Raw genomic sequence first — 25,011 nt, 5'->3', positions numbered from 1 at the left:
ATGGACGCAAAGACATTCTATGAGCAGCTCGCCCCAGAACTGGACCCAGGGGGCTTCAAGCTGTACTTCACGGCCCAAAGACTGACAGGCTTTGAGCTATATAAGCAGTTCCCTTATGAGGACTCCTGCGGGATGTTTGAAATGATGAACGGCCATCAGCTCATGCGCTATCTGCTGGCGGATCAGTTCCAGGCCATCCGCTGGGAGATCGTACCTGGAACCTGCTACGAACGGGCTGTCCTTCTCCCTATCGACCACACCACACCGGCATATCGGGCATTTGAGCAAAAGCTGTACACAGCAATACTGCAAAACTACCATCTAAATCCTCAGAAACAACATGATCGGAAGGAGCACGATACCAGATGAATGATGCAATTGTGATCGGCGTGGATCATGGCTATGCAGCCATGAAAACTGTCCACTTCTCCTTTCCCACCGGGTTAGTAGAGTACGAACACGAGCCGTACACCCAGAAAGATGTACTGGAGTGCGGCGGCAGATACTATGTGGTGGGCAGCGGTCGTCAGCCCCTTCAGAGGGATAAGACCCAGACGGAGGACTACTATCTGCTTACCCTGGCAGCCATCGCCAAGGAGCTGGAGCACCGGGGTGCGGAGCACACCGCCAGCATCCACCTGGCGGCAGGTCTGCCCCTGACCAGCTTTGGCAGGGACAAGAAGTCCTTCCGTTCGTATCTGTACCGGGATGGGAGCGCCATTCCTTTTCGCTATGAGGGGCAGGACTATACCATCACCATCCAAGAGGTGTCCCTGTTTCCCCAGGGCTATGCCGCCGTCCTGACCCAGACGGAGCTGCTGGACGAGCCGTCCGTCATCGTAGCTGACATAGGCGGCTGGACGGTGGATCTGATGCGTCTGGACAACCGCATCCCCAACGCTGCCTCCTGCCGGAGTCTGGAACTGGGCATGATCCGCTGTATCGATGAAATCAGCGAACAGGTGCGCCGGTTGTTTGGGCTGTCCATGACTACCGCTCAGATCGAAAGCGCCCTGCGGGGCAGCTCCGGCGGGATGGACGAGCGGATCAGGGCGGTTATCCACGCCCAGGCAGGCAAGTACGCCCGAAACCTGCTCTCGGCAGTCACAGAGAGCGGCCTGGACATCCGAGCCATGCCCGCCATTTTCCTGGGCGGCGGAGCGGCGCTCTTAAAGCGCCACCTTTCGGCCACAGACGGCCTGTGCCGCCCGCTTATCCTGGATGACGTATCCCTGAACGCTAAAGGATATGAGCGCCTTGTGGGGCAGATGTCGCGGGGTGTCGGCAATGGCAGGTAAGCGGCGGCTCAACCTTTCTTTTTCTCTGACATCACCCCAACAGCGTGAGGCGTGGCACATTCTCAGCTCCATTCCTGCCGGGAAACGGACAGACGCTGTGTGTCGGATGGTGTGTAAAGCCCATGAACAGGATACCCTCCTGTCTGCCATCCGTGGGCTGATTCGGGAAGAGTTGCGCAATTTGGATCTGACAACAGAAAAAAGCCAGCAGGCACAGGCCGAGGACATGGATGAGAATGTCCTCGGCTTTCTTCTTGCCCTGCAGCAGGAAGGAGATGAGATCACCTGATACGCCATTTTGATATGTTCGCCGGGATCAGCGGTTTTCGAACGGATACAGTGTTTACAAGGTTTTGAAATATCTTTTAGAAGGGAGCAGTGACATGAATGAAGTAGGACTAAAAGATCAGTGCTTCGGCGTGGAAGTGGAACTGACCGGAATTACACGTGAACAGGCGGCACAAGCCTTGGCAGATTATTTTGGGACGGAGCCTCGCCGTGGGGATGACTACTACGACAGCTGGTATGTGCGGGATGGTGAGGGAAAAGAGTGGCGGCTGATGAGTGACAGCAGCATCCGTGGAGAACAAAAAGTGGGTGCCAGATACACCTCCACCTCAGATCCGAGATACCGTGTGGAGATGGTCACGCCCAAACTGACCTATGCGGAATTGCCCAAATTTCGGGAATGCGTCCGCCGTGTCCGCACCGCAGGAGGAAAAGTCAATTCCTCCTGCGGTATCCATATCCATGTGGATGCTGCAAACCACAACCGGCAGTCGCTAAAAAATCTCATCGGGATCATGTATTCCAAAGAGGATATTTTGTTCAAGGCATTGCAGGTCAATGAGTCTCGGGCCTCCAGGTGGTGTCAGAAGGTACGGGAACCCATGCTACAAAAGGCACGCAAGCTTTCATCCGAAGAAACCAAAAACCTGACACAGCTGGAAGCCATCTGGTACGAGGGGGACAACGGCAGTACAGAGCACTACAACTGGACGCGGTACTATGCGCTCAATCTCCATTCTGTGTTTTACCGAGGGACCGTGGAATTTCGCTGTTTTAACTCCACTCTCCATGCGGGCCGGGCTGCCGCTTATGTGAATCTGTGCCTTGCCATATCGGCCCAAGCCATCGCCCAGCGCAGCACCGTCATGCGCAAGACGCAAAGTGACAACGAACTGTTCACCTTTCGGGTGTGGTTGGTACGCCTTGGGTTGAATGGACCGGAGTTCAAGCACACGCGGGATCATCTTCTGGCCAACTTGGACGGGGATCGGGCATGGCGCTATGACAAGGACAGTTACGATGTCAATAAGAAAAAGAAAAACCGAAGCAGTGAGGTGGCACGATGAAAATACGCATTGAAGATACCGCGTACGAGGGTACCGGGACAGAGATCATGGACCAGCTTCGGAAAGCTGCCTTTGACCCCACGGAGTTTCCGGACACAGAAAGCTATATCTGGCAGCTTCGCAGCAATTTCATCCGCATGACAGATCAGGACTGTCCCCTGCCGGATCGTGGCGTAGAGGCGCAGGCGCAGACCATGATCATGGCGCTGGCGAAGATCGGCGCACTGGAGGTGTTGGACCATAGCTGAAGATAAATTGTATTTTGCCTACGGCAGCAACATCAACCTGGATCAGATGGCCTACCGCTGTCCCGCGGCCCAGGTGGTGGGGCCGGTCGTGCTGGAGGGATATGAACTGCTGTTTCGCGGCAACGCAAGCGGAAATGGCGTTGCCACCATCAAGCCCAAGGAAGGGCAGCAGGTACATGGCCTGCTTTGGCGGATCACACCGGGCTGTGAGCGGTCTCTCGATCTCTATGAGGGATATCCCCACCTATACGAAAAAGAGTCTGTTGCTGTGCGGGATCATGCGGGGCGGCAGCTGACTGTCATGGCCTACGTGATGACGGATGGGGATCGGTGGCGCTCTCCTGCTCTGCCCTCGGAATATTATTACCAGGGCATTCGGGAGGGCTACCGGCAGAACGGACTGCCACTGTCCAAATTAAAACAGGCGTGGCAGCATTGTGCCAAAGAACTGGATCAAGAGAGCAGTAGACTCAACCGTATCTGCGGCGGGCAGGCCAAATCGCCCAAGAAGCAACGTGGGAAAGAGCGATAGGGGGAATGAGCGCACATGAAAGTATTAGTTGTAGAACCGCAAAAGCCCTGCCGTGTGCAGGAGATCGATGGTCTCGCAGCTATGCAGCAAATCGTAGGCGGCGACATTGAAGCTGTGTACCCATTCCAGGATTCGGCAGCCCTGGTGTGCAATGCCGAGGGGAAGCTCCTTGGCCTGCCGATGAACCGCCCGCTGCTGGATGAAGATCGCCTGCCCTATGACATCATCTGCGGCACCTTCTTCATCGCTGGGCTTGGTCAGGAGGACTTTGTTTCCCTGACGGATGAGCAGATTCAGCGATACAAGTCCCTGTACGACAACATGCAGATCCTTCCTGTGCGAACGGCAGCCGGAGAACAGGGACGGATCGTTGGCGACCAACACATAAAAAAGAAAGGGAAAATCGACCATGAGAGATAAATACATTTTGACCGCAGAGTCTGTTACCGAGGGCCACCCTGACAAGCTCTGCGACACCATCGCGGATTCTGTTCTGGATGCCTGTCTCAAGGGTGACTCCTCCGCCCATGTGGCCTGCGAAGTACTGGCCACAGCTGGCAAAGTGCTGGTGGCCGGAGAAATCTCGGCAAAGGTCATGCCGGATATCCCCTCCATTGCCTGCCGAACTATCCGGGAAGCTGGGTACACTGGGCTGGACTATGAGATCGAGGCCATCACCCACGACCAGAGCGACGATATTGCTTACGCTGTGCGGGAAGGAGTCCAGACCGGGGCTGGCGACCAGGGGATCATGTATGGCTTTGCCTGTGATGAGACAGAATCCTATCTTCCTCTGCCGGTCATCCTGGCCCACCGGCTCACCCGGCTGCTGACCAACGCCAGAAAAACCGGGATGATCCAGGGCCTGCGTCCGGACGGCAAGGCGCAGGTGTCTGTGGAGTACAACTTCGATATCCCCGTGCGTCTTGCATCGGTGGTTCTGTCCTGCCAGCATGACCCGGAGAAAGACCTGGACCAGCTGCGGGAGGAACTCATGGACCATGTGATCCAGCCCGCACTGCAGGAGCTGCCGCCCGATGCGGATACAGAGATCCTGATCAATCCATCGGGGCGGTTTGTCTACGGCGGATTTGAGGCGGATACCGGCCTCACGGGCCGCAAGCTGATGGTGGATACCTATGGCGGACTGGCCCCTCACGGCGGCGGCGCGCTGTCTGGAAAAGACGCCACCAAAGTGGATCGCAGCGGAGCCTACATGGCCCGCTATATTGCTAAGAACATTGTATCTGCCGGTCTGGCGGATCGCTGTACCGTCACTCTGGCCTATGCCATTGGCAAGGCTGAACCCGTGGCGGCCAATGTGGACACCGATGGGACCGGCGAATACCGGGATGAGGTGCTGGAACAGGCCGTCCGGGCAGTCTTTGACTTGACCCCCGCCGGGATGCGTCACACCCTCGGACTGGACAAGCCCATCTTCGCTCAGTTCTGCAACTATGGACACTTTACCCATCCAGACGCGCCCTGGGAGCAGACGGAGAAAGCGGAGGTACTGTGCAACGCCTGTCGCATCAAGGAAGCAGGTGTGTCGGACCGTTGAAACATGTCGCCTCCTGTTCCTTTGGTAAGGACAGTCTTGCCACCATATTACTGGCTCTGGAACATGGGGAGCCCCTGGATGAGGCAGTATATTGTGAGGTCATGTTCGACAAGGAGATCTCCGGCGAGGTGCCGGAACACCGAGATTTTATCTACACCACCGCCATTCCGGCTTTAGAACGCAGGGGTGTGAAGGTAACCGTCCTGCGCAGTGAGAAAACGTATGTGGATCTCTTCACAGGCAAAATCACCCGCGGTCCCAAGAAGGGCCTTCTGCGTTCTTTTCCCATCTGCGGACGGTGTGCTGTTCAGAGAGACTGCAAGCTGAAGCCGATCCTGCGATACCAAAAATCGCTGCCGCCCGACACAGTTCAGTATATTGGGATCGCCAAGGACGAGCAGGAACGGCTGCTTCGATTGGCCGGGAACCGGGTCTCCTTACTGGACAAGTACAACTGCACAGAGGAAGATGCAAAGCAGCTCTGCCAGCGGGCAGGGCTGCTTTCGCCTGTCTACACATTTACAACCCGCGGGGGCTGTTGGTTCTGCCCTAACGCCAAAAGAAAAGAACTGCGCCATCTCTATGACTACCACCCGAACCTGTGGAAACGGATGTTGGAGCTGCAGGCCTTGCCCAACAAGGTGAGCGAGAAATTCAATCGCAGCGAGACCTTCTCCGACATTGACGCGGAGTTCCGTCTGGAAGATGCGCAGGAGAGTCTGTTCCAAAATGCTGCATAAAAAGGAGATGAGAACAACGAGCAATCAGAAATATGAAATCACGGAGATCTCGCACGAAAAGTACCCCTTCCTTCATCGTATCCGGGCACTCCGAGATGTGAGTGCGGAGGTCAGAGCCGGTGATTTAGGTGGCTTCGTGGAGAGCGAGAGCAACCTTTCCTTTGAGCCGGACGATACCGCATGGATCTTTGACGATGCCATTGCCTGCAATGACGCCTATGTTGACAAGGGGGCTGTTCTGCGTGGAGAGGCGGTCGTCTGCGACAACGCTTATATCTCTATGGGCGCTGTCCTTTCCGGCCATGCGCGGGTAGAGGACAATGCCTATATACGCGGCGCTGTACTCAGCGCCTCTGCCAGGGCCTCCGGTTTTTCCATGATCCTCAATGACAAAGATACCATGGGCGTTCCCATTCTGTCCGGCCACTGCGCGGTCTATGGCAAAGTATCCGGGGATGTGCGTCTGACAGGCAGCGCATTGGTGATCAGCGGTGAGGAAATCCGCAACGATACACTGGACACCCTGGTGATCAGCGGGAAAAACCGTTCTGTGATCCGGAATTCGTCCCGAGATGAACTGGCTCCTCAACAGCCAGCTCCTTCTCCCCCCAAGAAACAGAAAGGCTGTGAGATGAGCAGATGAGCAACTTTTTTGAGCAGGAACTCCGCAAACTGTTTGCGGACGGGGCTGTGATCCATGATCCGGTCTTTGTAGGCCGTGCCTGCCTGGGTGGCTTGGACAGAAACCGTCAGGTGAGGGCTGAATTTGTTACACTGGGTCATGCGGATCACTATGCGGCTCTTCGCCTGACGCTGCTGGACAGCAATCAGGGTGTGGTGGACAAGCTGACTCTTCGGTTCAAGGATGTATGGGGAAAACAGAAGATCCCCAACAACCCCTACCTGCGGGATGGCGTTGATCCGCATATTTGGGTAGATGGTGACCGGATCGATTGGTATGCCTACCATCCCTCCCAGGAGGACTACCGGCAGCTCCGGCAAATGGCCAGCGACTATGTGGAGACTTTTCGCATTCAAGTCCCGGCAAAAGACCACGGACCCAAATTGGTGTACATCTGCGCGCCCCTCCGAGGTGAGGTAGAGAAAAACATTGAGTTCGCCAGACAGAAAGCCCAGGAAGTCTTTCAGGCGGGCGACATCCCAGTCTGCCCCCATCTCATGTTCCCGCCCATCGCAGATCCGGGCAATCCGGTGCAGGATCAGGCCGCACGGGAGATGGGCCTTCGGCTGGTAGAAAAGTGTCAGCAGGTCAATGTCTATGGACCGGTCACGGAAGGGATGTGGGCGGAGATCCATCGCGCCAATAAACTGGATATCCCAGTGGTAACCGATTTGAAAACGAAGGGACGCACTTCGCCCAGAAGAAAGAAAAGCGCCAAGCGCGAGGAGGTCAAATGATCCAAGAAAAGACCACGGAGGACCTGCGGCACATGACCAACGAGGAGGGGCTGATCCTCCAGGGCTGCGGCGGCGACCTTCAGGAATGGGTGGACGGCATCAATGATCTGCTCACCCAGGAAGGAATCCTGCTGAATGGGACCAAATTTGAACATGCAGCCACATTTCAGCACGACGGTCTCACAAACCTGATGTTCTCTTTTGAGGGGGTACAGCTGAATGTGGGAAAGCTTGCGCTGTGGCGGATTCAGACGCACAGTCAATTTGGCGGCACTTGGCTCAGTGATTATGTACCCAACCGGCTGGGCGGGTTTATCCAGGAGCAGAAGCTCGTAAAGCCCAAAATGGAGCTGTTGGGCCGAGATGGCAATATCTTCTCTATTATGGGTACTGCCTCCCAACTGCTCCAAATGGCAGGCATGCATGATCAGAACAAGGAGATGATTGATCGCGTCACCTCCTGCCGTGACTATGATCAGGTGCTGCATATCATCAGCGAGTATGTGGAGACGGAGCTCTCCGCTGAACAACCCCCAAAAAAATCCAACAAAAAGAAAGGTAGGGATTCTCATGAACGATAAATGGGAGATCATCCACGGCGACGCGCTGAAGGTTCTGCGCGAGTTCGCCCCTAACACCTTCGATGCGGTTATCACCGATCCCCCCTATGCCTCCGGGGGCCGAACCCAGGCTGAGAAAAACAAGTCCACCGACAAGAAATATTCCAGCATGGGAGAAAGCGCGCCCCCTCCCTTTGACGGCGACTCCAAGGATCAGCGATCCTGGACCCGTTGGGCCGCTGAATGGCTCTATGACGCCCGCAAGGTCTGTAAACCCGGTGCCCCTGTGTGCATGTTCATCGATTGGCGTCAACTCCCCGCAGCCACCGATGCGCTCCAGTGGGCGGGGTGGATCTGGCGCGGCACAGCTGTCTGGGACAAAGGTAACAGCCGTCCCCAGAAGGGCCGTTTCCGCCAGCAGGCCGAGTACATTGTCTGGGGTTCCAATGGGGATATGCCTATCAGCAGACCCGTCCCCTGTCTGCCCGGCGTATTCAAGTACGGCAATCCCCAGAACCGCATCCATCTGACGGAGAAGCCATTGCAGCTCATGCGGGATGTGGTGAAGATCACCGAGCCAGGCGGGCGCATCCTGGACCCCTTTGCCGGTTCCGGCAGCACGGTGCTGGCCGCTGTGCTGGAAGGATATTCTGCCACCGGCATCGAGGTCACCGATGCCTATGCTGCTTTGTCTAAGGAACGGATTGTGCGGGAGCTGGCCCAGAGCGCGTGACGGCCCACTGTCTGCCGATTGCCCTTGATAACTTCCCAGTAGGCAGGTATAATGAGACAACAGGAGGAGGTGCGCACATGAAAGTCGAGTTCACCTTTGACAAGGAACAGATCCAGCAATACGGATATACTGTGGAGGCTGTGCGGCAGACGATCCAGAAAAGCTTTGCAGCAAAAGGATTGCACTGCATTTCCAATGGAGAGAGGCTGTCCTTTGCGGGCTGTGGCGGTGAAGAAGATTTCTCCAATATGTGGGCCATTTTGATGGCATTGCTTCGGACAGATTGGTTCCCCAAGTTTGCAGCTTCCTGCACTTGGCATGATGATGATGGCACTCAGGAGGATGTGCTGTCCCAAGCGTGGAAGATCCAAAGACGGAAGATGGCCTAATATGTCCAACACCGGCAGTAGAAAGCAGATTACATTTGATCTGCACCAAGAGTCATTGAAACAGCTCTACCCGCATACGGAGCCGCCTCAAAATGCGCAATACTATAAAAAGGCGTATCAAGATATCCGCCGATTTATGACGGCCAACGGATTTGAACATCGCCAGTATTCTGTGTATGTCTCAGCAGAAAAACTGACTACATTGGATGTGATCGGTCTGATGGAGCAATTGGCGGAACAGTTTCCCTGGTTGAGTCAGTGTGTCAATGAGATTGACGTGACCAATATCGGAGTCCAGCACAGCCTCAAGCATGTCTTGGAAAATGCGTCCAAACCTTTGGACGTGGATCTAAGCGAGATATCCTTGGAGCCACTGCCCAAGATCGAGCGACCAAATCCTCCAACGGAATCACGGACAACACGGAAAAAGAGCCGTTCCCCGGAACGATAATTGAACAGGAAAATCCAAGCAGGGTGTCACAACAGACACCCTGCTTGGATTTTTTTACCTTCAGGGTGTTTCAGTAGACACCCTTGCATCGTAAGCGTCAAGGCTGAGGACGGATTAAAAAGGCAAAGAAGATATGAGATACTAATTCTCGAGAAGTCTTGAGACTTCTCGAGAATTCTCATTTTGGGAGGAGCCTGGAAAGATGAGTGCGTGTGAATTGAAACGACAGGCAAAACTGGAGCATTGGAGGACGCAGATCATAGACTGTCGCAGCAGCGGCATGAGTGTAAAGGGATGGTGTGCGGAACACAATATTTCGACAAAGACCTACTACCGCTGGGAAAAGGAAATCCTTTCGTCGGCAGCCACGGAACTTGTGCCCACAGTCTCAGCACCGCAGCCGCCTGCAGCTTTTGCAGAACTCCCATCGCAGCTAGAGCGGCAGACAGGAGGCAGAGTGATTGCCAGCATCCAAATTGGGAAAGGGAAAGCGGACATCTATTCGGGTGCGGATGCGGCTGTGGTGAGGGCAATCTGCCAGGTACTGAAATCATGCTGAGTGACTTCACCGGAGCAGACAAGGTATATATCGCCTGCGGCTATACGGATCTGCGGAAAGGGATCGATGGGTTGGCGGCTATGGTGCAGCAACAGTTTCAGCTGGACCCATTCACCAATACGCTGTTTCTGTTCTGCGGCAGACGGCGGGACCGCATCAAGGGACTCTACTGGGAGCGGGATGGATTCATCCTGCTGTATAAGCGGTTGGAACAGGGCTCGTACCAATGGCCGCGAACGGAAAATGAAGCGCGGCAGTTGACACTGCAGCAGTACCGCTGGCTGATGGAAGGGCTGAAGGTAGAGCAGCCAAAGGCCCACCGTCCGGTGGACGGCCTTCGTATCATTTAGGTGGGAGGACAGCTGAAAGCCTTGGAAATACTGGACTCTTTAGTTCAAATATGGTATAATTTATCCATGAAAAATGAAAGAAATCATGGAACAAGCACCCCGGAGATGGTAACCATTTCACGGGCTGAATATGAGTCACTGAAAGCGGAAAGAGACGAGCTGAACCAGAAGCTGGACTGGCTCCTGGAACAGGTGCGCCTGAGCCGGAAGAAGCTCTATGGGGCGTCTTCGGAGCGGCTGGAAGAAGAGCTGATGGGACAATTGAGTCTCATGTTTGACGAGACGGAGGCCTGGCTGTCCAAACGGAGGTCCAGGGAGACGAAGGTGGCTGCCCATACCCGGCGTTCCTCCAGACTGGAGGAGGTCCTGCCGGACAATGTACCGGTTGAGGTGGTGGAACACCGTATCCCGGAGAACGAGCTGGACTGTCCTGTGTGCGGCACTGCCATGATGGAGATTGGAAGGGACGTCCGGCGCACATTGGTGATGATTCCGGCCCAGGTGAAGATCCGGGAAGACGTCTACTTCACCTATGCCTGCCCAAAATGCAAGGAGGAAGGGACGGAGACGCCGATCCGCAAGGCGGAAAAGCTCCCCGCCCTGATCCCAGGCAGCTATGCCTCGGCGGAGGCGGTCGCCCACATCATGGTGCAGAAATTTGTGATGTACGCACCGTTGTACCGGCAGGAGCAGGAGTGGAACCGGGCAGGAGTGCGGCTGAGCCGGCAGACCATGAGCAACTGGGTGCTGCGGGTGGCGGAGGATTGGCTGAAACCGGTATACGAGGAACTGCACAGGCGGCTCCTCCAACGGCAGGTGCTCCACGCGGACGAGACCACGCTGCAGGTGCTGAAACTGGAGGGCCGGACAGCTCGGAGCAAGTGTTATATGTGGCTGTACCGGACAAGCGGGGATGCGGAACATCCCATTGTGCTGTATGAGTACCGGCCTACCCGGAGGGCGGAGAACGCGGCTGCCTTTCTGGAGGGGTTCTCCGGTTGGCTCCATGCGGATGGCTACGCCGGTTACCACCGGCTGCCTGAAAATATCCGGGTGGTTGGCTGCTGGGCGCACCTGCGGCGAAAATTCGATGAGGCAGTGAATGCCCTGCCGAAGGAGCAGCGTGTGGGTTGTGCGGCGCTGGAGGGGCTGGAGTACTGTAATGCCCTCTTCAGGATTGAGCAGGAATTGGCGGGGCTGCCGCCGGAAGAACGGTATGAACAGCGTCTGGCCCGGTCCAAGCCGGTGATGGACGCTTTATTGGCATGGGCTGAAACGAAGAGCGCCGCTGCGCCGAAGTCCGCGCTGGGCAGGGCACTGCATTATCTGCGGGAGCAGTGGCCATACCTGATCCGGTTTCTGGAGGATGGGCGGTTGGAGATCTCCAACAACCGAGCGGAACGCAGTGTGAAACCATTTGTAATGGGACGGAAGAACTGGCTGTTTGCAAATACGGAAGGCGGGGCCCAGAGCAGCGCGATGATTTACAGCTTGATTGAAACCGCGAAGGAAAATGGTCTTGATCCCTACCGCTATTTCGTTTATGTGCTGACGGAAGCCCCCAGGCTGGCAGCTGAGGGCAGCTGTTGGGCGGAGAAACTTCTGCCGGAATCCGTAAGGGAGGGATGCTGTGGTATATTAAAAAGTAACGACTGATTTGTACGGAGCAGACCTGTCATGTATGTGGGCCTGCTCTTGCTTTTTGCGCAATCCGTAGCGCGCTCCGTGGAAAATTTTCCCACCTTCTGTATAATTTTGTACGATGAGGTGGAAAAATGCCTGAATTGACAATTTTTGCTGTGAGGATGAAGAAAATCCGTACCAAAATGGGACTGACACAAGCGGAGTTCGCGGCTATGGTGGGCATTAGCGAAGAGGAAGTGAGCCTGATTGAACGTGAAAAGCTGACTGATATAAAACTGAGCACCTTGCAGAAGGTGGCTGCCATGACTGGCCTTACCGTTTCAGAGCTGTTGAGTGTTGAACCAGAGGAAGACTCTGAGTTGGTAGGCGGCTCAGTATAACCGGGCAAAATCTTGTGGTTTTGGAGGGAAGAACCTTGTGCCGTTTCGAAGTGATGGAACTGTACAGCCTGGGCAGCCGCCAGCTATCTTACGGCGTTCTGGCATCTGTACTGGAGAATGGTGCTTGTACTTACCTAGCCTACATCCCAGACATCTCCTGTAACAGGGCCTTTGTTGAAGAACTTGCTCACCGATGCAACGAAGAACAGCTCAGTCCTATGCATCTGCTGGATGTGGTGCTGGATGCGCTGTCCTGACGTATTCTCCCAGAGAGGGCGTGGCTACGGCCACGCCCTCTCTCCTTTATTGCTACTTCATTTGACGTTTACCTTGCATCGAAATGGAGATGATTATGACAGAGAAAATAGCTTCTGCAAAATTCTACCGGAAGCCAAACCATGTTCGGGCGTTGCAGGAGGACAACAGCATGGTAGGCTTCACACCCTTCCAGGTCGTGAAAGTCATCCATCTGACCGAACAGCAATACCGCTGTTTTTCCGCCAATTTACAGGAGGATGTCCCCTTTCTGAGAGACAACAAGGCACTCACCGGCGTAGATCCGCATAACGGTGCGCTTCGCTGCCTGTTGATATGCTGTCGAGAGCAGCAGGACGGCATCCTTGTGAACAGTGATGGATACAGTTACGCCAGATATGCCGCCTACATCCCCCGCCGTTCCGCACTGGAACTGAAGTATATCGAGTATGCCAGGCCACAAAGTAAGCATCGCCGCTCCGGTCCAGAGCGGTAATTTTTCTTTTCTATGGAGTTGGCAGGCCCGGCCTGCCATGATCATAATCCACCTACCGCTTGAAGGCAGGCCCCGCTTCGGCGGGGCCGAGCCAACGCCGCCTGGGCGGCGTTGGGCAAGCATAGCGCAAATGTACATTTTGCGCGCTTGCAGGGGAAACCCCTGACCCCAATGCCGCCTGCAGGCGGAAGGTTTGCGGCAGAGCCGCAGAAAGGAGGCACGCTTGGGGCTCCCAAAAGAAAAACACCATCTGCACATCGAGCTGACGGCGGAGCAGTATCAGCAGCTCTGTCGTCAGGCCAAACTCTGCGGGCTGTGTAAACGAGCTTATATCGTCCGGCTCATCGACGGGACTCCGATCCGGGCCAGACCCTCCCAGGAAATCAAAGACCTCCGCACGGAGATCCATCACATCGGCAATAACATCAACCAGATCGCCCGCAGCGTCAATGCCGGTATCGCCACGTCAGAGGATGCCAGGCGTGGACTGTTCCTGCTGGATAAAGTCTATGAGTTGATGTACCAGGTGGCCAATCCGTAATGGCTGTCACCAAGATCCTGGCCCGAAAAGGTCGGCTGGATATCGGGATCGACTACATCCTCAACGGCGATAAGACGGAGCAGAAGATCCTCACCGCCCATCAGGGCTGTGAGCCAGGCCGGGAATGCCGTCAGATGCTGGAGACTAAACGGGACACCGAAAACATGGGGGGCGTCCAGTATTACCATATTGTCCAGTCCTTCAAGCCCGGTGAAATCTCTCCCGAGCTGGCTCTGAAAATTGCCAAGACTTTCGCTGCGGAGTATCTGGACGGTTACGAGGCGGTAATTGCCACCCATGTGGATCGGGGGCATATCCATTCGCACATTGTGTTCAACTCTGTGAACGCGGACACCGGCGAGAAATATCATAGCAATGCCAGAAGCTATTACTGCCAGATCCGGGCCATCTCAGACCGGCTGTGCCGGGAGCACGGCCTCTCTGTGATCCTATCCGGAGAGACCTCCAAATCCATGAGCTATGTGGAGTGGCTGCGTCAATCCAAAGGTCAACCCACCTTCCGCTCCATGCTGGAGGCGGATCTCCGGGAGTCCATTGAGGACGCCAATGACCTGGGGCACTTCTTCCTGCTCATGGAACACAAGGGCTACGAGATCCGCCACGGAAACCGTCTGGGATTCCGTCTGCGGGGCCAGGAGCGGTTTCAGTATCCAGGCAGAAAAAATGCCACCTTCACAGAGAACGGTATCCGTGCCGCCATCCTGGGCAATTTGGAGGAAATCGAGACGGGTCAACGGGCCGCATTTTCTGACAGGCCTATGTTTCGTCCCTACCGCAGACACCCCAAATACACGGGCTTTTTGGCCCTGTACGTTCATTATCTCTACCTGCTGGGAAAAATCGAACAGCGACAGTATCCCCCCAGGATGACGCCGCACCTGCGGCAGGAAGTCATGAAATTTGAGCAGTACCGGACACAGTTTGCTTTCCTGCGAGAGAACAACATTTCCACCACTGACGAAATGACCGCCTATCAAAGCCGCACAGAGGAAACGCTGGCCAATCTGATGAAGCAGCGCACCATCCTCAATGTGCGCAAAAAGAAGCAGCAGGCGCTGTACGACGCCTTGGCGGATGTGGAGGCCCTGGCACCGGCCAAGGCACTCTATGAGAACGGGCTGTCCGGCATGGAAGATGAGTTTGCCCGCTACATGGAGGCCGTGCGTCTGCTGGAGCGGTGCGGCGTCCCATCAGAGCATCTGACGCAAGAAAAAACGGAGGTGTATAACCAACTTGCCGATTTGAACCGGCAGATCCGCGCAGAACGCAAAAAGCTGGCCTTGTGCCGGGAAATCCAGACGGCAAGCCAGCAAATGGGAGAAGATATCCGCAAAACCGAAACAAGAGGAAAAGAGGTGGAACACGATGAACATCGGAGGCGGTGAGGCTGCCGACCAGATGGTTCGCATGATGTTGACCGGCACAGAAGTGACGGTTCGGCTGGGCGCGTTCGCTCTCAAAAATCTACTGGCCATCACGCTGGCTTTGGCAAAGCATCACAAGGCCCTGTCCGGGAAGGTCAACATGGGAAAAATGCTCCGGGAGACACGGGATATCCGAATGTTCCCCATGTCGCCGGAACAGTATCAGGCATTCAAGCAGAGGGCAGTCAAACAGAAGATCCTGTTTTCTGTCATCCGGGATTCGGACGGGCGGGGCAAGGTGGTAGATGTGGCCATGCCAGTCACAGAGCTGGAGCGCGCCAATCTCATTTTTGAGCGCATCCGATACCTTCCGCAGGTTCGCCAGAGTACACCAGTCAAGGAGCAAGCCCCCGTGCGGGATTCCGTGATCCGGGAGGAAAGAACGCCAAAAAAAGAGTCTCGGTCGGAGTTCGACTTGGCCGGTATCAGCGGCAGCTCCAGTATCTCCAAGAGCGAAATCAGTACGGAGACGACCCATGAGCGCCCCTCTGTTCTGGCACAGCTAAAGGGATACCGGGAGCAGCTGAATCGGCAGCACAAAGCGGCTCCGGCCAGAAGTAAACAAAAAGGACACCCCAAACAGAGATAATGCCCCTACTGTTGGGGAGTATGTTCACACTCACAATCGATTACAAACAAGTCATTTGGTGTGCAGTTTAGCAATAAACACAGGGTTTCAATTCGATCCAATTTGATAGACTGAGTTTCATTGTTTACCATTCGATTAAAATTCTGATAGCTCATTCCAAGTTGCTTATAGAGCCAATATTTTGTTCTGCCCTGTTTCTCCAGCAATTCCAACACATTTAGTTTTACCATATCTCATGCTCCTATTATCTAATGTTGTAGTTAGATAATATGGAATTGCCCGCTCGAAGGTATAGACTATTACATTAGATAATGTTATAGTCTACGCCGAAGGAGGAGTGGTTTATGCATGAGCAAGAACTACGGCAGCACCGTTGCTGCTTTACGGGACACAGACCAGAAAAGCTGAACATCTCAGAAGAACAGTTATGTGTACGATTAGGACTGGAAATCGACCGAGCGATAGAAGATGGGTTTACTACCTTTATTTCAGGTATGGCAAAGGGGGTAGATATTTGCTCAGCAGAGCTGGTTCTTAAACGCAGAGTATCAGATGACCGACTGAAGCTGATCTGCGCACTTCCGTATGAAAATTTTGGGCTTCATTGGAGTGCGTCTTGGACTAGTCGTTATGTGGAGGTGATACGGCACGCAGATCTGGTGCGCTGTATTAGTCAGGAGTTCTCCTATTCCGCATACCAGCGCCGCAATGAATGGATGGTAGATCACTCTGGGCGGGTGATCGCGGTCTATACGGGTGAGCGTGGTGGAACCAGAAATACCATCGCTTATGCCAAACAACAGCACATTCCGTGTGTTGTCATCACACCATAAATAAGGGGACTCGGCAGACGAATCCATCCGCTGAGTCCCCTGTGTTTTGTCTGGAGGTGAGTTTTCCTGAAGCAAAGCTCCAGGGCCGGGGACATTGTCCTGGCCCTGTTTTTCTATGTTCCGGTGGTCTGGGGCGCATTGCTCATTGCCCAATCCTTGGGGCGTGGATTGCCGGAACTTCTTACCAATCTGGCAACGGCGCTCCAGCACCCGCTGGATATCCATTGGACAGACAAAAGCATGCTGTCCATCCTGATCTGCACCGGCCTCTATATCATGGGCCTATGCGTCTACGCCTCGGAACAGCGGCGTACGCGGGACGGCGAGGAGCACGGCTCCGCCGCCTGGGGCTCTCCCCGGCAGGTCAACGCCATGTTCCGCCAAAAAGAGAACAAGATCCTGACCCGCCATGTCCGCCTGGGCCTGGACACCCACAAGCACCGCCGCTCCCTCAACGTCCTGGTTATTGGCGGCAGCGGCGCGGCTAAGACCCGCAGCTATGTCAAGCCAAACATTCTGGAGGCCAACACCAATTATGTCATTACCGACCCGAAAATGGAGGTGCTCACAGCCACCGGAGGGTGGCTGAAAAGCAAAGGGTATGACATCCGGGTGCTCAACCTGGTCAACCTGGAGGAGTCGGACGGGTATAACCCATTCCGCTATCTGAGAGATGAAAAAGATGTCCTCAAGCTGGTTAATAATCTCATCCAGGCCACCACACCAAAGGGCAGCCATGAATCTGATCCGTTTTGGACGAAAGCTGAGACGGCGCTCCTTCAGGCCATCATCCTCATGCTGTTCCAAGAGGCCCCGGAGTATGAGCAGAACTTCTCCATGGTCATGCGGGTGCTGGAATACGCAGAGGTTCGAGAGGAGGATGACGAGTATCTCTCCCCCCTGGATCTGCTGTTCCAGGCCATGGAACGGGAGAATCCGGAGAGCGTGGCTCTCAGGCAGTACAAAGTATTCAAGCAGAGCGCAGGCAAGACAGCCAAGAGCATCCTGGTATCCGCCGCGGTTCGTCTGGCCCCCTTTAACCTACCCCAGATCCGGGCCATCACAGACCACGACGATATGGACCTCTATACTCTGGGAGAAAAGAAATGTGCTCTTTACGCCGTGATCCCGGACAATGACAACACCTTCAATTTCTTGGTGTCCCTGCTCTATTCCCAGGCATTTCAGACACTTTATTACAGCGCGGATCAGATCCATCATGGGGCGCTGCCCTGGCACGTCCACTTTGTATTGGATGAGTTCGCGGCCATGCCGCTGCCAGGGTACACTCGTGAATTGGCCACCATGCGTTCCCGCAACATTTCCTCCAGCACCATCATTCAGAACATGGCCCAGATCAAGGAGCTGTACAAGGACTCCTGGGAGACCATCCCCGGCAACTCGGACACCATCCTCTATCTGGGCGGCAACGAGCAGAGCACCCATAAGTACATCTCCGAGGCCCTGGGCAAGGCCACCATTGATACAAAGACCCATGGGCAGACCAAGGGCAAATCGGGCTCCTACTCCACCAATTTCCAGATGAGCGGACGGGAGCTGCTTACCCCCGATGAGGTTCGTGCGTTGGATAATCGCTATTGCATCTTGTTTATCCGGGGAGCAAAACCCGTCATGGACCTAAAGTATGAACTGACCGAGCACCCCGCTATCCGCTACACCGTGGACGGAGGCGGAGCGCCGTATATTCACCATGGACACAACACCACACCGGCCATTCCAGGCACACCGTTCTTCCAGGTTATTTCTGCCGATGAAACCAACAAAGAAAAGGAGACTGCAGCATGAAACATGATCTGACCACCCGTAAGCATGAGCGCCGCGCACGGAAACTGTACGCCCTGTTTTCCTGCCTCGTTCTGGCGCTGACCGTTATGGTTGTCCCGGCCTTTGCCGCAGACGATCCGCTGACGGTCGTCAACAACCTTTCCGAGTTCATCTTCTCCCTGATTCGAGCCATCGGCCTGATCCTGCTGGGCTTCGGTGTCCTCCAGCTGGGCCTGTCCCTCAAGAGCCACGACCCCTCTCAGCGGGCCAACGGCATGCTCACCATTGCTGGCGGTATTGTGATCACCTTTACCAAGGAGATCCTCACTCTCATTACCGGATAAAATTATAAATTTAAGTAAAAATGCTGTGGATATCAGCATCCACAGCATTTTACTAATAATTTAAGAGGCCGGTAAAAGAGCAAGAATTAAGCAACAATTTTGTCAGCATGAGAACTGCAAAAGACGCAACTGTTAAGAAATCCGAAATCATCGGCAACACCTCCGCGATAGTCAGTGACAGTTGCCCCATATATGGTCGCCCTGCTATCCGATGGCTCTCTCTACCGTGCCTCCTGGGGCCAAGTGCAGTATAGCATTTGTAGCACAATTTTTCAATCACAAGTCTTTTATTGAAGGAGGTGATGCAACATGGGCAGTGGAAACTGGATCGTAGACAATCTGAATTCCGCCCTGCAGACCTGGAACGACAAACTCGCAGAGATCTGGACCCTGATCAGCACGACCCCAGAGGACTTCAAAGGCGGCGGGATCTGGAACGTGATCGTCAGTATCAACGGGGCGCTGCAAGCCATTGGCTATGCGCTGTTAGTGCTGTTTTTTGTGATGGGCGTAGTCAAGACCTGCGGCAGCTTTACCGAGATCAAGCGCCCGGAGGTGGCCTTCAAGTGCTTTATCCGCTTTGTGCTGGCACAGGCGGCAGTGACCTATGGCATGGAACTAATGAACGCCCTGTTCCAAGTGGCCCAGGGGGCAATATCCACCATCATGGACGCATCCGGCATGACTGCCATGTCACCCACCACACTGCCGGAAGAACTCATTACCGCTATTGAAAGCGTGGGGCTGTTGGAGTCCATCCCCCTTTGGGCGGTGACTCTGCTGGGCTCCCTGTTTATCTGGGTCCTGTCCCTCGTTATGATCCTGACCGTTTACTCCCGCTTTTTCAAGCTCTACATGGCCACCGCCATCGCGCCTATCCCCCTGGCCAGTTTCGCGGGACAGCCCTCCAGCAGCATTGGCGTCGCTTTCCTCAAAAGCTATGCCGCCATCTGCCTGGAGGGCTGTATCATTGTGTTGGCCTGCGTCATTTTTTCGCAGTTTGCCTCCGCTCCGCCCGCTGTGGGCGACGCTTCCACAGCACCGGCCACACTGGTCTGGAACTACATTGGCGAGTTGATCTTCAATATGCTGGTGCTGGTTGGTTCCATCAAGATGAGCGACCGGATCATCCGGGAATTGATGGGGCTTGGTTAATCATCGTCAAACAGGTCGTCCACCCGGATCTTATATCCGCCATCCGCTTCTGGTTCCCCGTACATTTGGGCCTCGCGCATCCGGTTGAGCACGATGAGTTCCAGCATCTTGTCCTCTCTCCTCCGGAGCAGGATGTCCTGAACCTTCCGAACCAGGGAGACCACCCAGGACAGGACTACCACCGCCAGCAGCGCATACCAGATGACGTTGGCCAGCGTTTGATTGGCATAGTACCATTCATGAAAAATGGTGGGAACGATCAGCGCATAAACCAGTGGGATGGTCAGGCGAAACACCGCTGCCAGGCGGAACACAATGGAGAGCAAAATCATTGCGCTCCCGAGCATCAGATATGCCATACGCTCAACTCCCTTCCTAAGTTGAGCAAATGGTACCATAGCCGGACAGGCTTTGCAACGGTCTGTCCATGAAAACCAAACAGAAATGCAGGAGGTGATACCTTGGAGGTACGCATCAATAAAGAGGTGCGGAATTACCAGGAAAGTCTTTTTTTCGGCCTGTCCCTGCGGCAATTTTTGTTTGCCCTGCTGGCCGTTCTGGTGGCGCTGGCCGTGTACTTTTGCCTGCACCCGGTGCTTGGAACAGGCGAGATCGGCTGGGTGTGCATCCTAGCCGCGTTTCCCTTTGCCCTGGGCGGCTTTTTCACCTACAACGGCATGACCCTGGAACGCTTTCTCATGGCTTATATCCGCTCGGAATTTCTCATGCCCAAACGGCTCTTATTCCGAACGGAGGATCTCTATGTCAAACTTATGGAGCACACATCAATAAAGGAGGCCATCCGACTTGATTAAGACCCTTCAAAACACACTGAAGCAGGACAAAGAGCACCTTTCTGTGCCAAAGTCCGTACAGGATACCATCCCCATCCGCCGCCTCTGGCCGGATGGGCTTTTCCAGTTCGGCGGGAAATTCTCAAAAACCATCCGCTTTTCCGACATCAATTACGCCATCGCTTCCAAAGAGGACAAGACGTCCATGTTCCTGGGCTACTCGGAACTACTCAATGCCCTGGACACCGGCTCTACCACCAAAATCACCATCAACAACAAGCGGCTCAACCGCCGCAACTTTGAGCAGGAGATCCTGATCCCGCCCCAGGGGGATCATCTGGACGGGGGGCGCTCCGAGTACAACGCTATGCTGCTGGACAAGGTCACCGACTCCTCCAACAGCATGGTGCAGGAGCGATATGTCACCGTCTCCACCCATAAGAAAACGCCCGAGGAGGCTCGGACCTTCTTCGACCGGGTCATGAATGATGTGACCACCCGGCTCAATCACCTGGATTCCCACTGTGAGGAGCTGGACGCGGTGGAGCGGCTGCGTGTGCTCCATGATTTTTACCGGGTGGGCGAGGAGTCCCGGTTCCATATCGATCTGCGGGAGTGCATGAAAACAGGCCGTTCCTTTAAGGACGCCATCTGCCCGGACAGTATGGAGTTTCGGAAGGACCACTTCATCCTGGGCGACAAATATGGCCGGGCCATGTTCCTCAAGGAGTATGCCAGCTACATCAAGGACTCCATGATCAATGAGCTTACCAGCCTGAACCGCACCATGATGCTGTCCATCGACGTGATCCCTGTCCCCACCGATGAGGCCGTGCGTGAGATGCAGAACCGCCTGTTGGGGGTGGAGACCAACGTCACCAACTGGCAGCGGCGGCAGAACAGCAACAACAACTTCTCCGCGGTGGTGCCCTACGACCTGGAGCAGCAGCGGAAAGAGACGCGGGAAATGCTGGATGATCTAACCACACGGGATCAGCGGATGATGTTCGCCGTGGTGACTCTGGTGCATCTGGCCGACAGCAAGGAGGAGCTGGACAGCGACACAGAGACCCTCCAGTCCATCGCACGCAAGCATTTGTGTCAGCTGACCACTCTGAACTGGCAGCAGGACGCGGGCCTTGTCACCGCCCTCCCCTTGGGTCTGCGGCGGATCGACGCCCTGCGCACCCTTACCACCGAGGCCCTGGCCGTCCTCATGCCCTTCAAAGCCCAGGAGATCCGGGACCGGGGCGGCATCTACTACGGCCAGAATGTCATCAGTAAAAATCTCATCATTGCCGATCGCAAGCAGCTCCTCAACGGCAACGGATTTGTTCTGGGCGTGTCTGGCTCCGGCAAATCCTTTACCGCAAAACGGGAGATTACAGCCCTGGCCCTCTCTACCCAGGATGACATCCTGATCATCGATCCGGAGTCGGAATATCGGCCCCTAGTGGAAGGGCTGGGCGGCGAGGTGGTGGAGATCTCCGCCACCTCCAGCAACCACATCAACGCCATGGACATGGAGCAGGGCTACGGCGAGGGTGAAAACCCCGTGGTGCTGAAATCGGAGTTCCTGCTTTCTCTCTGTGAGCAGTCTGTGGGGGCCGGAAAGCTGTCTGCCAAGGAGAAGTCTATCATCGACCGCTGTACAGCACAGTGCTACCACGACTATGTGCAGGACGGCTGCCGGGGCCAGGCCCCCACACTCCAGGACTTTCACGCCGAACTGCTGCGCCAGCCGGAGGCCGAGGCGCGGGATGTGGCTCTGGCCCTGGAACTGTTCACGGAGGGCAGTCTCAACACCTTTGCCAAACCCACCAATGTGGACATGAGCTCCCGCATCGCCTGTTATGACATCCGAAAACTGGGCAAACAGCTGCTTTCCATGGGCATGCTGGTGATCCTGGACAGCTTTCTCAACCGGATCACCCGCAACCGCCGCCTGGGGCGGAATACCTGGATCTACATCGATGAGATCTATCTGCTGTTCCAGCATGAGTACAGCGCCAACTTTCTGTTCACCCTTTGGAAGCGGGTTCGGAAGTACGGTGCCTGCTGTACCGGCCTGACCCAGAATGTAGACGATCTGCTCCAGTCCCACACGGCCCGGACCATGCTGGCCAACAGCGAGTTCCTGGTCATGCTCAACCAGGCCAGCACCGACCGGCTGGAGCTGGCCCGTCTACTGAACATCTCCGACAACCAGCTCTCCTATATCACCAATGTGGACTTTGGACGGGGCCTCATCAAGTGCGGCAGCGCCATTGTGCCCTTCATGGACAATTTCCCCCGTCATACGCAGCTCTATAAACTGATGACGACCAAGCCCTCTGACTTGGCCGCGTAATAAAACCAGGGAGGGGCCAAGGCCCCTCCCTGCTGGAGTGAGGTGAGATATATCGATAAAATCAAAGAGAAACCCCAGGTGCAGCACACTTTGAAAGAACGGGTCAAGTCCGCGCCGAAGGAATTGATCCGGCGGGGGCTGGATGACGGCACAGAGCGCCTGCGGGGCCAGCTGCGGGACACGGCCCAGCACGGCCAGCGGGATGACTTCGGCGGCGACCAGCTGGGCGATGCCGAGGTGAGCGGTGTCAAACGGGCGGAGCAGCTGGCCGAGCATCTGCTGGGAAAACGAAAGAAAGGTGCAAAGCACACCCCGGATGCAGGCCCGGACGGATACCCTGACCGTCACGATCCGCCAGGAGCGGCAAGACCAAGAGATGACGGCACTCTGCCTCCAAGGGGCCGCCGCCGCGGGAAAGAAGCGGGAGATCTGCTCCGGACGCAGAGTGCGGGCAGAAGCCAGCCCCAGCCGCAGTCCGCACTCCAAACGCCTCAAAAAAGAAATATCAAGACCAAGGACGCCTATCTGAAGATGCAAGCCGATCCCGCGCCTGCCACACCGCCAAGCGCCTTGCAGCAGGGAAAAACGTCCTTTGTGCGGGAGCGCCAGGGCACCCTTCTCCGCAGCAGGAAACTGGAGCAGCGCTTGCCTGTGAGAAAGGTCGGCCCCTTGGCAGCTCCTCCCTCGGGAAAACGGCCACAAGGTACAGAGGCCCGCAAGCAGCTACATCAGGTGTCCGGGCAGACAGGTGGTTCTCGTGTGCAGCCCCGGCCTCACGGGGAGGTCTCCAGGCAGGCTATGGGCAGCACCGCAAAGACGGCAGTAAAAGAACGGGGTGTGCCGGTCAAATCGGCTGGCCATCCCATTCGCAAAACGGCTGGGATTGGAAAGCCGGGTGGGAAACCGCCTGTAAGAGCGTTTCCGGCCCGACAGGCCCGCCGTGCGGCGGAGGCGGGAGCCAGGCTGGCACAGACTCAAAAGGCCGCAAAGGTGGCCCGTATGACCGCCAGACAGGCCGCACAGGCGGCAAACCGCGCACTACGCGCTGTGATCGCGGCAGCTAAGGCTTTGGCCGCCGCGGCCACAGCAGGCGGTGGGGTGGTGATCGCGGTGGTGGTTGTCATCTGTTTGTGCGGCATCATCCTTGCCTCACCGCTGGGGATCTTTTTTGCCGGACCTGATGAAACAACCGGAGCCATCTCTCCCGCCCAGGCGGTGGCACAGATCAACGGCGAATTGGGAGAGAAGATCTCCAGCATGCAGGCGGAGGGTGGATATGACACGCTGGAGATCCAGGGACAGCCGCCCCCCTGGTCTGATATTCTGGCGGTGTTTGCCGCCAAAACGGCGGGCGCTGCTGATGGAACGACCGTGGCGATATTGGATGCGGCCAATGTAGAGGCCCTGCGCACAGTCTTCTGGGACATGACAAAACTTGCCTCCTCCTCCAGAGCGGTGGAGCATCCCGCCTCCGGAGACACTCCGGCCTGGACAGAGCAAATACTCACTGTGACGATCACCGCCAGGACGCCGGATGATATGCGGGTATTTTATTCTTTCACAGAGGAACAGAACAAGGCTCTGGATGAACTGCTGGCAAATTCCGACATGCTGGCTGCCTTGACCGGGGATCTCACGATCTCTGACGCCACAGCAAAGAAGCTGCTGGCTGACCTGCCCGCTGATCTGGACCCAGAGCGCCGGGCTGTGGTGGAAACAGCCTGTAGGCTGGTAGGCAAGGTCAACTACTTCTGGGGCGGGAAGTCTCTGGTGATTGGCTGGGACTCCCGCTGGGGCCAGCTCACCAAGGTATGGGCGGACGGCAGCTCGACTACCGGAACCTACCTGCCTTACGGGCTAGATTGCAGTGGATTTGTCGATTGGGTATTTTACAATGTTACTGATGGAGAGTACGTCATAGGCCACGGCGGTGGTGCCCACATGCAGCACACCTACTGTACCCCCATCTCTTGGGATGAGGCCCTACCGGGGGATCTGGTGTTTTATCCCGGTGACGAGCACGTGGGAATCGTAGGCGGCAGAGATACAAATGGCAGGCTTTTAATAATTCATTGCGCTTTTAGCCAAAATAATGTAGTTATTACGGAGTCAGAAGGCTTTGTGGCTGCTGCAAAACCATCATTTTATTAAATTGCAAAAGGAGGACAATACCACATAAAAATAGAGGAGCAGTGTGGTATTGTC

At 55.6% G+C, this 25,011-nt stretch carries 33 protein-coding genes; 31 read left to right on the top strand and 2 right to left on the bottom strand.

Annotation, left to right across the window (positions count from 1 at the left end):
* From B5G42_RS01235 to B5G42_RS01120, 24 genes are all read left to right on the top strand, one after another.
* Positions 1-369, top strand: a complete 369-nt coding sequence (locus tag B5G42_RS01235; protein ID WP_087265905.1) for a hypothetical protein — start codon at positions 1-3, stop codon at positions 367-369.
* On the top strand, positions 366-1,298 hold the full coding sequence (locus tag B5G42_RS01230) for a ParM/StbA family protein (protein ID WP_087265903.1): 933 nt from the start codon (positions 366-368) through the stop codon (positions 1,296-1,298). The genes B5G42_RS01235 and B5G42_RS01230 overlap by 4 nt, the downstream gene beginning before the upstream one ends.
* Positions 1,288-1,587 (top strand): hypothetical protein, encoded by a 300-nt coding sequence (locus B5G42_RS18545; RefSeq protein ID WP_242961090.1) that lies wholly within the window; start codon positions 1,288-1,290, stop codon positions 1,585-1,587. Before B5G42_RS01230 ends, B5G42_RS18545 begins: the two co-directional genes overlap by 11 nt.
* Before the next feature lie 94 nt (positions 1,588-1,681).
* Positions 1,682-2,653, top strand: a complete 972-nt coding sequence (locus B5G42_RS01220; RefSeq protein ID WP_087265899.1) for an amidoligase family protein — start codon at positions 1,682-1,684, stop codon at positions 2,651-2,653.
* Positions 2,650-2,901 (top strand): hypothetical protein, encoded by a 252-nt coding sequence (locus tag B5G42_RS01215; RefSeq protein WP_087265897.1) that lies wholly within the window; start codon positions 2,650-2,652, stop codon positions 2,899-2,901. The genes B5G42_RS01220 and B5G42_RS01215 overlap by 4 nt, the downstream gene beginning before the upstream one ends.
* Before the next feature lie 7 nt (positions 2,902-2,908).
* Positions 2,909-3,433: a gamma-glutamylcyclotransferase family protein gene (locus tag B5G42_RS01210; protein ID WP_087265895.1), complete on the top strand. Its 525-nt coding sequence runs from the start codon at positions 2,909-2,911 to the stop codon at positions 3,431-3,433.
* A gap of 15 nt (positions 3,434-3,448) precedes the next feature.
* Complete coding sequence (locus B5G42_RS01205; RefSeq protein WP_087265892.1) at positions 3,449-3,853, top strand: DUF3846 domain-containing protein; 405 nt, start codon at positions 3,449-3,451, stop codon at positions 3,851-3,853.
* Positions 3,843-4,994: a methionine adenosyltransferase gene (metK, locus tag B5G42_RS01200; protein ID WP_087265890.1), complete on the top strand. Its 1,152-nt coding sequence runs from the start codon at positions 3,843-3,845 to the stop codon at positions 4,992-4,994. The genes B5G42_RS01205 and metK overlap by 11 nt, the downstream gene beginning before the upstream one ends.
* Entirely contained in the window at positions 4,991-5,734 is a 744-nt protein-coding gene (locus B5G42_RS01195; protein ID WP_087265889.1) for a phosphoadenosine phosphosulfate reductase, read from the top strand. The genes metK and B5G42_RS01195 overlap by 4 nt, the downstream gene beginning before the upstream one ends.
* On the top strand, positions 5,724-6,377 hold the full coding sequence (locus B5G42_RS01190) for a hypothetical protein (protein WP_242961089.1): 654 nt from the start codon (positions 5,724-5,726) through the stop codon (positions 6,375-6,377). Before B5G42_RS01195 ends, B5G42_RS01190 begins: the two co-directional genes overlap by 11 nt.
* On the top strand, positions 6,374-7,153 hold the full coding sequence (locus B5G42_RS01185; RefSeq protein ID WP_087265887.1) for a DUF4406 domain-containing protein: 780 nt from the start codon (positions 6,374-6,376) through the stop codon (positions 7,151-7,153). Before B5G42_RS01190 ends, B5G42_RS01185 begins: the two co-directional genes overlap by 4 nt.
* The gene (locus B5G42_RS01180; RefSeq protein ID WP_087265885.1) at positions 7,150-7,734 is read left to right on the top strand and encodes a hypothetical protein; all 585 of its coding nucleotides are present in this window, start codon (positions 7,150-7,152) and stop codon (positions 7,732-7,734) included. Before B5G42_RS01185 ends, B5G42_RS01180 begins: the two co-directional genes overlap by 4 nt.
* Positions 7,724-8,446 carry a DNA-methyltransferase gene (locus B5G42_RS01175; RefSeq protein WP_140399766.1) on the top strand — a complete coding sequence of 241 codons (723 nt, stop codon included), beginning with the start codon at positions 7,724-7,726 and terminating at the stop codon, positions 8,444-8,446. The genes B5G42_RS01180 and B5G42_RS01175 overlap by 11 nt, the downstream gene beginning before the upstream one ends.
* Before the next feature lie 77 nt (positions 8,447-8,523).
* Positions 8,524-8,835 (top strand): hypothetical protein, encoded by a 312-nt coding sequence (locus tag B5G42_RS01170; RefSeq protein ID WP_087187549.1) that lies wholly within the window; start codon positions 8,524-8,526, stop codon positions 8,833-8,835.
* Between the two features lies 1 nt (position 8,836).
* Positions 8,837-9,286, top strand: coding sequence for a VapD family protein (gene vapD / locus B5G42_RS01165; RefSeq protein WP_087265883.1), 450 nt, complete (start codon positions 8,837-8,839; stop codon positions 9,284-9,286).
* A 202-nt stretch (positions 9,287-9,488) separates the two neighbouring features.
* Positions 9,489-9,845 carry an IS66 family insertion sequence element accessory protein TnpA gene (locus B5G42_RS01160; RefSeq protein WP_087265881.1) on the top strand — a complete coding sequence of 119 codons (357 nt, stop codon included), beginning with the start codon at positions 9,489-9,491 and terminating at the stop codon, positions 9,843-9,845.
* Positions 9,839-10,195 carry an IS66 family insertion sequence element accessory protein TnpB gene (gene tnpB, locus B5G42_RS01155; RefSeq protein ID WP_087265879.1) on the top strand — a complete coding sequence of 119 codons (357 nt, stop codon included), beginning with the start codon at positions 9,839-9,841 and terminating at the stop codon, positions 10,193-10,195. The genes B5G42_RS01160 and tnpB overlap by 7 nt, the downstream gene beginning before the upstream one ends.
* A gap of 105 nt (positions 10,196-10,300) precedes the next feature.
* Positions 10,301-11,851 (top strand): IS66 family transposase, encoded by a 1,551-nt coding sequence (locus B5G42_RS01150; RefSeq protein WP_242961088.1) that lies wholly within the window; start codon positions 10,301-10,303, stop codon positions 11,849-11,851.
* Between the two features lie 119 nt (positions 11,852-11,970).
* Positions 11,971-12,219 (top strand): helix-turn-helix domain-containing protein, encoded by a 249-nt coding sequence (locus B5G42_RS01145; protein WP_087265877.1) that lies wholly within the window; start codon positions 11,971-11,973, stop codon positions 12,217-12,219.
* Positions 12,220-12,254: 35 nt separating this feature from the next.
* Positions 12,255-12,476 (top strand): DUF6514 family protein, encoded by a 222-nt coding sequence (locus tag B5G42_RS01140; RefSeq protein WP_087265875.1) that lies wholly within the window; start codon positions 12,255-12,257, stop codon positions 12,474-12,476.
* Positions 12,477-12,646: 170 nt separating this feature from the next.
* Positions 12,647-12,970 (top strand): DUF6329 domain-containing protein, encoded by a 324-nt coding sequence (locus tag B5G42_RS01135; protein ID WP_087265874.1) that lies wholly within the window; start codon positions 12,647-12,649, stop codon positions 12,968-12,970.
* A 223-nt stretch (positions 12,971-13,193) separates the two neighbouring features.
* Positions 13,194-13,511 (top strand): plasmid mobilization protein, encoded by a 318-nt coding sequence (gene mobC / locus B5G42_RS01130; RefSeq protein ID WP_087265871.1) that lies wholly within the window; start codon positions 13,194-13,196, stop codon positions 13,509-13,511.
* A complete protein-coding gene (locus tag B5G42_RS01125; RefSeq protein ID WP_087265869.1) occupies positions 13,511-14,917 on the top strand; it encodes a relaxase/mobilization nuclease domain-containing protein in 1,407 nt (468 codons plus the stop codon). Before mobC ends, B5G42_RS01125 begins: the two co-directional genes overlap by 1 nt.
* A complete protein-coding gene (locus B5G42_RS01120) occupies positions 14,898-15,545 on the top strand; it encodes a DUF3801 domain-containing protein (RefSeq protein WP_087265867.1) in 648 nt (215 codons plus the stop codon). The genes B5G42_RS01125 and B5G42_RS01120 overlap by 20 nt, the downstream gene beginning before the upstream one ends.
* A gap of 5 nt (positions 15,546-15,550) precedes the next feature.
* On the opposite strand, the gene B5G42_RS01115 is transcribed toward B5G42_RS01120, so the two are convergent.
* On the bottom strand, positions 15,551-15,775 hold the full coding sequence (locus B5G42_RS01115; protein WP_087265864.1) for a helix-turn-helix domain-containing protein: 225 nt from the start codon (positions 15,773-15,775) through the stop codon (positions 15,551-15,553).
* A 114-nt stretch (positions 15,776-15,889) separates the two neighbouring features.
* On the opposite strand from B5G42_RS01115, the gene B5G42_RS01110 reads away from it, so the two are divergent.
* The 4 genes from B5G42_RS01110 (at position 15,890) to B5G42_RS01095 (ending at position 19,662) form a co-directional block, all read left to right on the top strand.
* On the top strand, positions 15,890-16,378 hold the full coding sequence (locus tag B5G42_RS01110; RefSeq protein WP_087265862.1) for an SLOG family protein: 489 nt from the start codon (positions 15,890-15,892) through the stop codon (positions 16,376-16,378).
* Positions 16,379-16,618: 240 nt separating this feature from the next.
* A complete protein-coding gene (locus tag B5G42_RS01105) occupies positions 16,619-18,184 on the top strand; it encodes a VirD4-like conjugal transfer protein, CD1115 family (RefSeq protein ID WP_242961087.1) in 1,566 nt (521 codons plus the stop codon).
* On the top strand, positions 18,181-18,507 hold the full coding sequence (locus tag B5G42_RS01100) for a formate hydrogenlyase (RefSeq protein WP_087265858.1): 327 nt from the start codon (positions 18,181-18,183) through the stop codon (positions 18,505-18,507). Before B5G42_RS01105 ends, B5G42_RS01100 begins: the two co-directional genes overlap by 4 nt.
* A 309-nt stretch (positions 18,508-18,816) precedes the next feature.
* On the top strand, positions 18,817-19,662 hold the full coding sequence (locus B5G42_RS01095) for a hypothetical protein (protein WP_087265857.1): 846 nt from the start codon (positions 18,817-18,819) through the stop codon (positions 19,660-19,662).
* On the opposite strand, the gene B5G42_RS01090 is transcribed toward B5G42_RS01095, so the two are convergent.
* Positions 19,659-20,021, bottom strand: coding sequence for a molecular chaperone GrpE (locus B5G42_RS01090; RefSeq protein ID WP_242961086.1), 363 nt, complete (start codon positions 20,019-20,021; stop codon positions 19,659-19,661). The genes B5G42_RS01095 and B5G42_RS01090 overlap by 4 nt on opposite strands.
* Before the next feature lie 102 nt (positions 20,022-20,123).
* Between B5G42_RS01090 and B5G42_RS01085 the strand changes: the two genes are divergently transcribed.
* The 3 genes from B5G42_RS01085 (at position 20,124) to B5G42_RS18425 (ending at position 24,957) form a co-directional block, all read left to right on the top strand.
* On the top strand, positions 20,124-20,477 hold the full coding sequence (locus B5G42_RS01085; protein ID WP_087265854.1) for a PrgI family protein: 354 nt from the start codon (positions 20,124-20,126) through the stop codon (positions 20,475-20,477).
* A complete protein-coding gene (locus B5G42_RS01080; RefSeq protein WP_087265852.1) occupies positions 20,470-22,806 on the top strand; it encodes a VirB4-like conjugal transfer ATPase, CD1110 family in 2,337 nt (778 codons plus the stop codon). The genes B5G42_RS01085 and B5G42_RS01080 overlap by 8 nt, the downstream gene beginning before the upstream one ends.
* Positions 22,807-22,896: 90 nt before the next feature.
* Positions 22,897-24,957: a C40 family peptidase gene (locus B5G42_RS18425; protein WP_242961085.1), complete on the top strand. Its 2,061-nt coding sequence runs from the start codon at positions 22,897-22,899 to the stop codon at positions 24,955-24,957.
* The last annotated feature ends 54 nt before the right edge of the window (positions 24,958-25,011 follow it).

It is taken from the genome of Flavonifractor sp. An91 (assembly GCF_002159225.1).
Taxonomy (GTDB): Bacteria; Bacillota; Clostridia; order Oscillospirales; family Oscillospiraceae; genus Flavonifractor; species Flavonifractor avicola.
The sequence above is the reverse complement of the archived record's forward strand: the minus strand, read 5'-3'. Positions and strand labels throughout refer to the sequence as shown.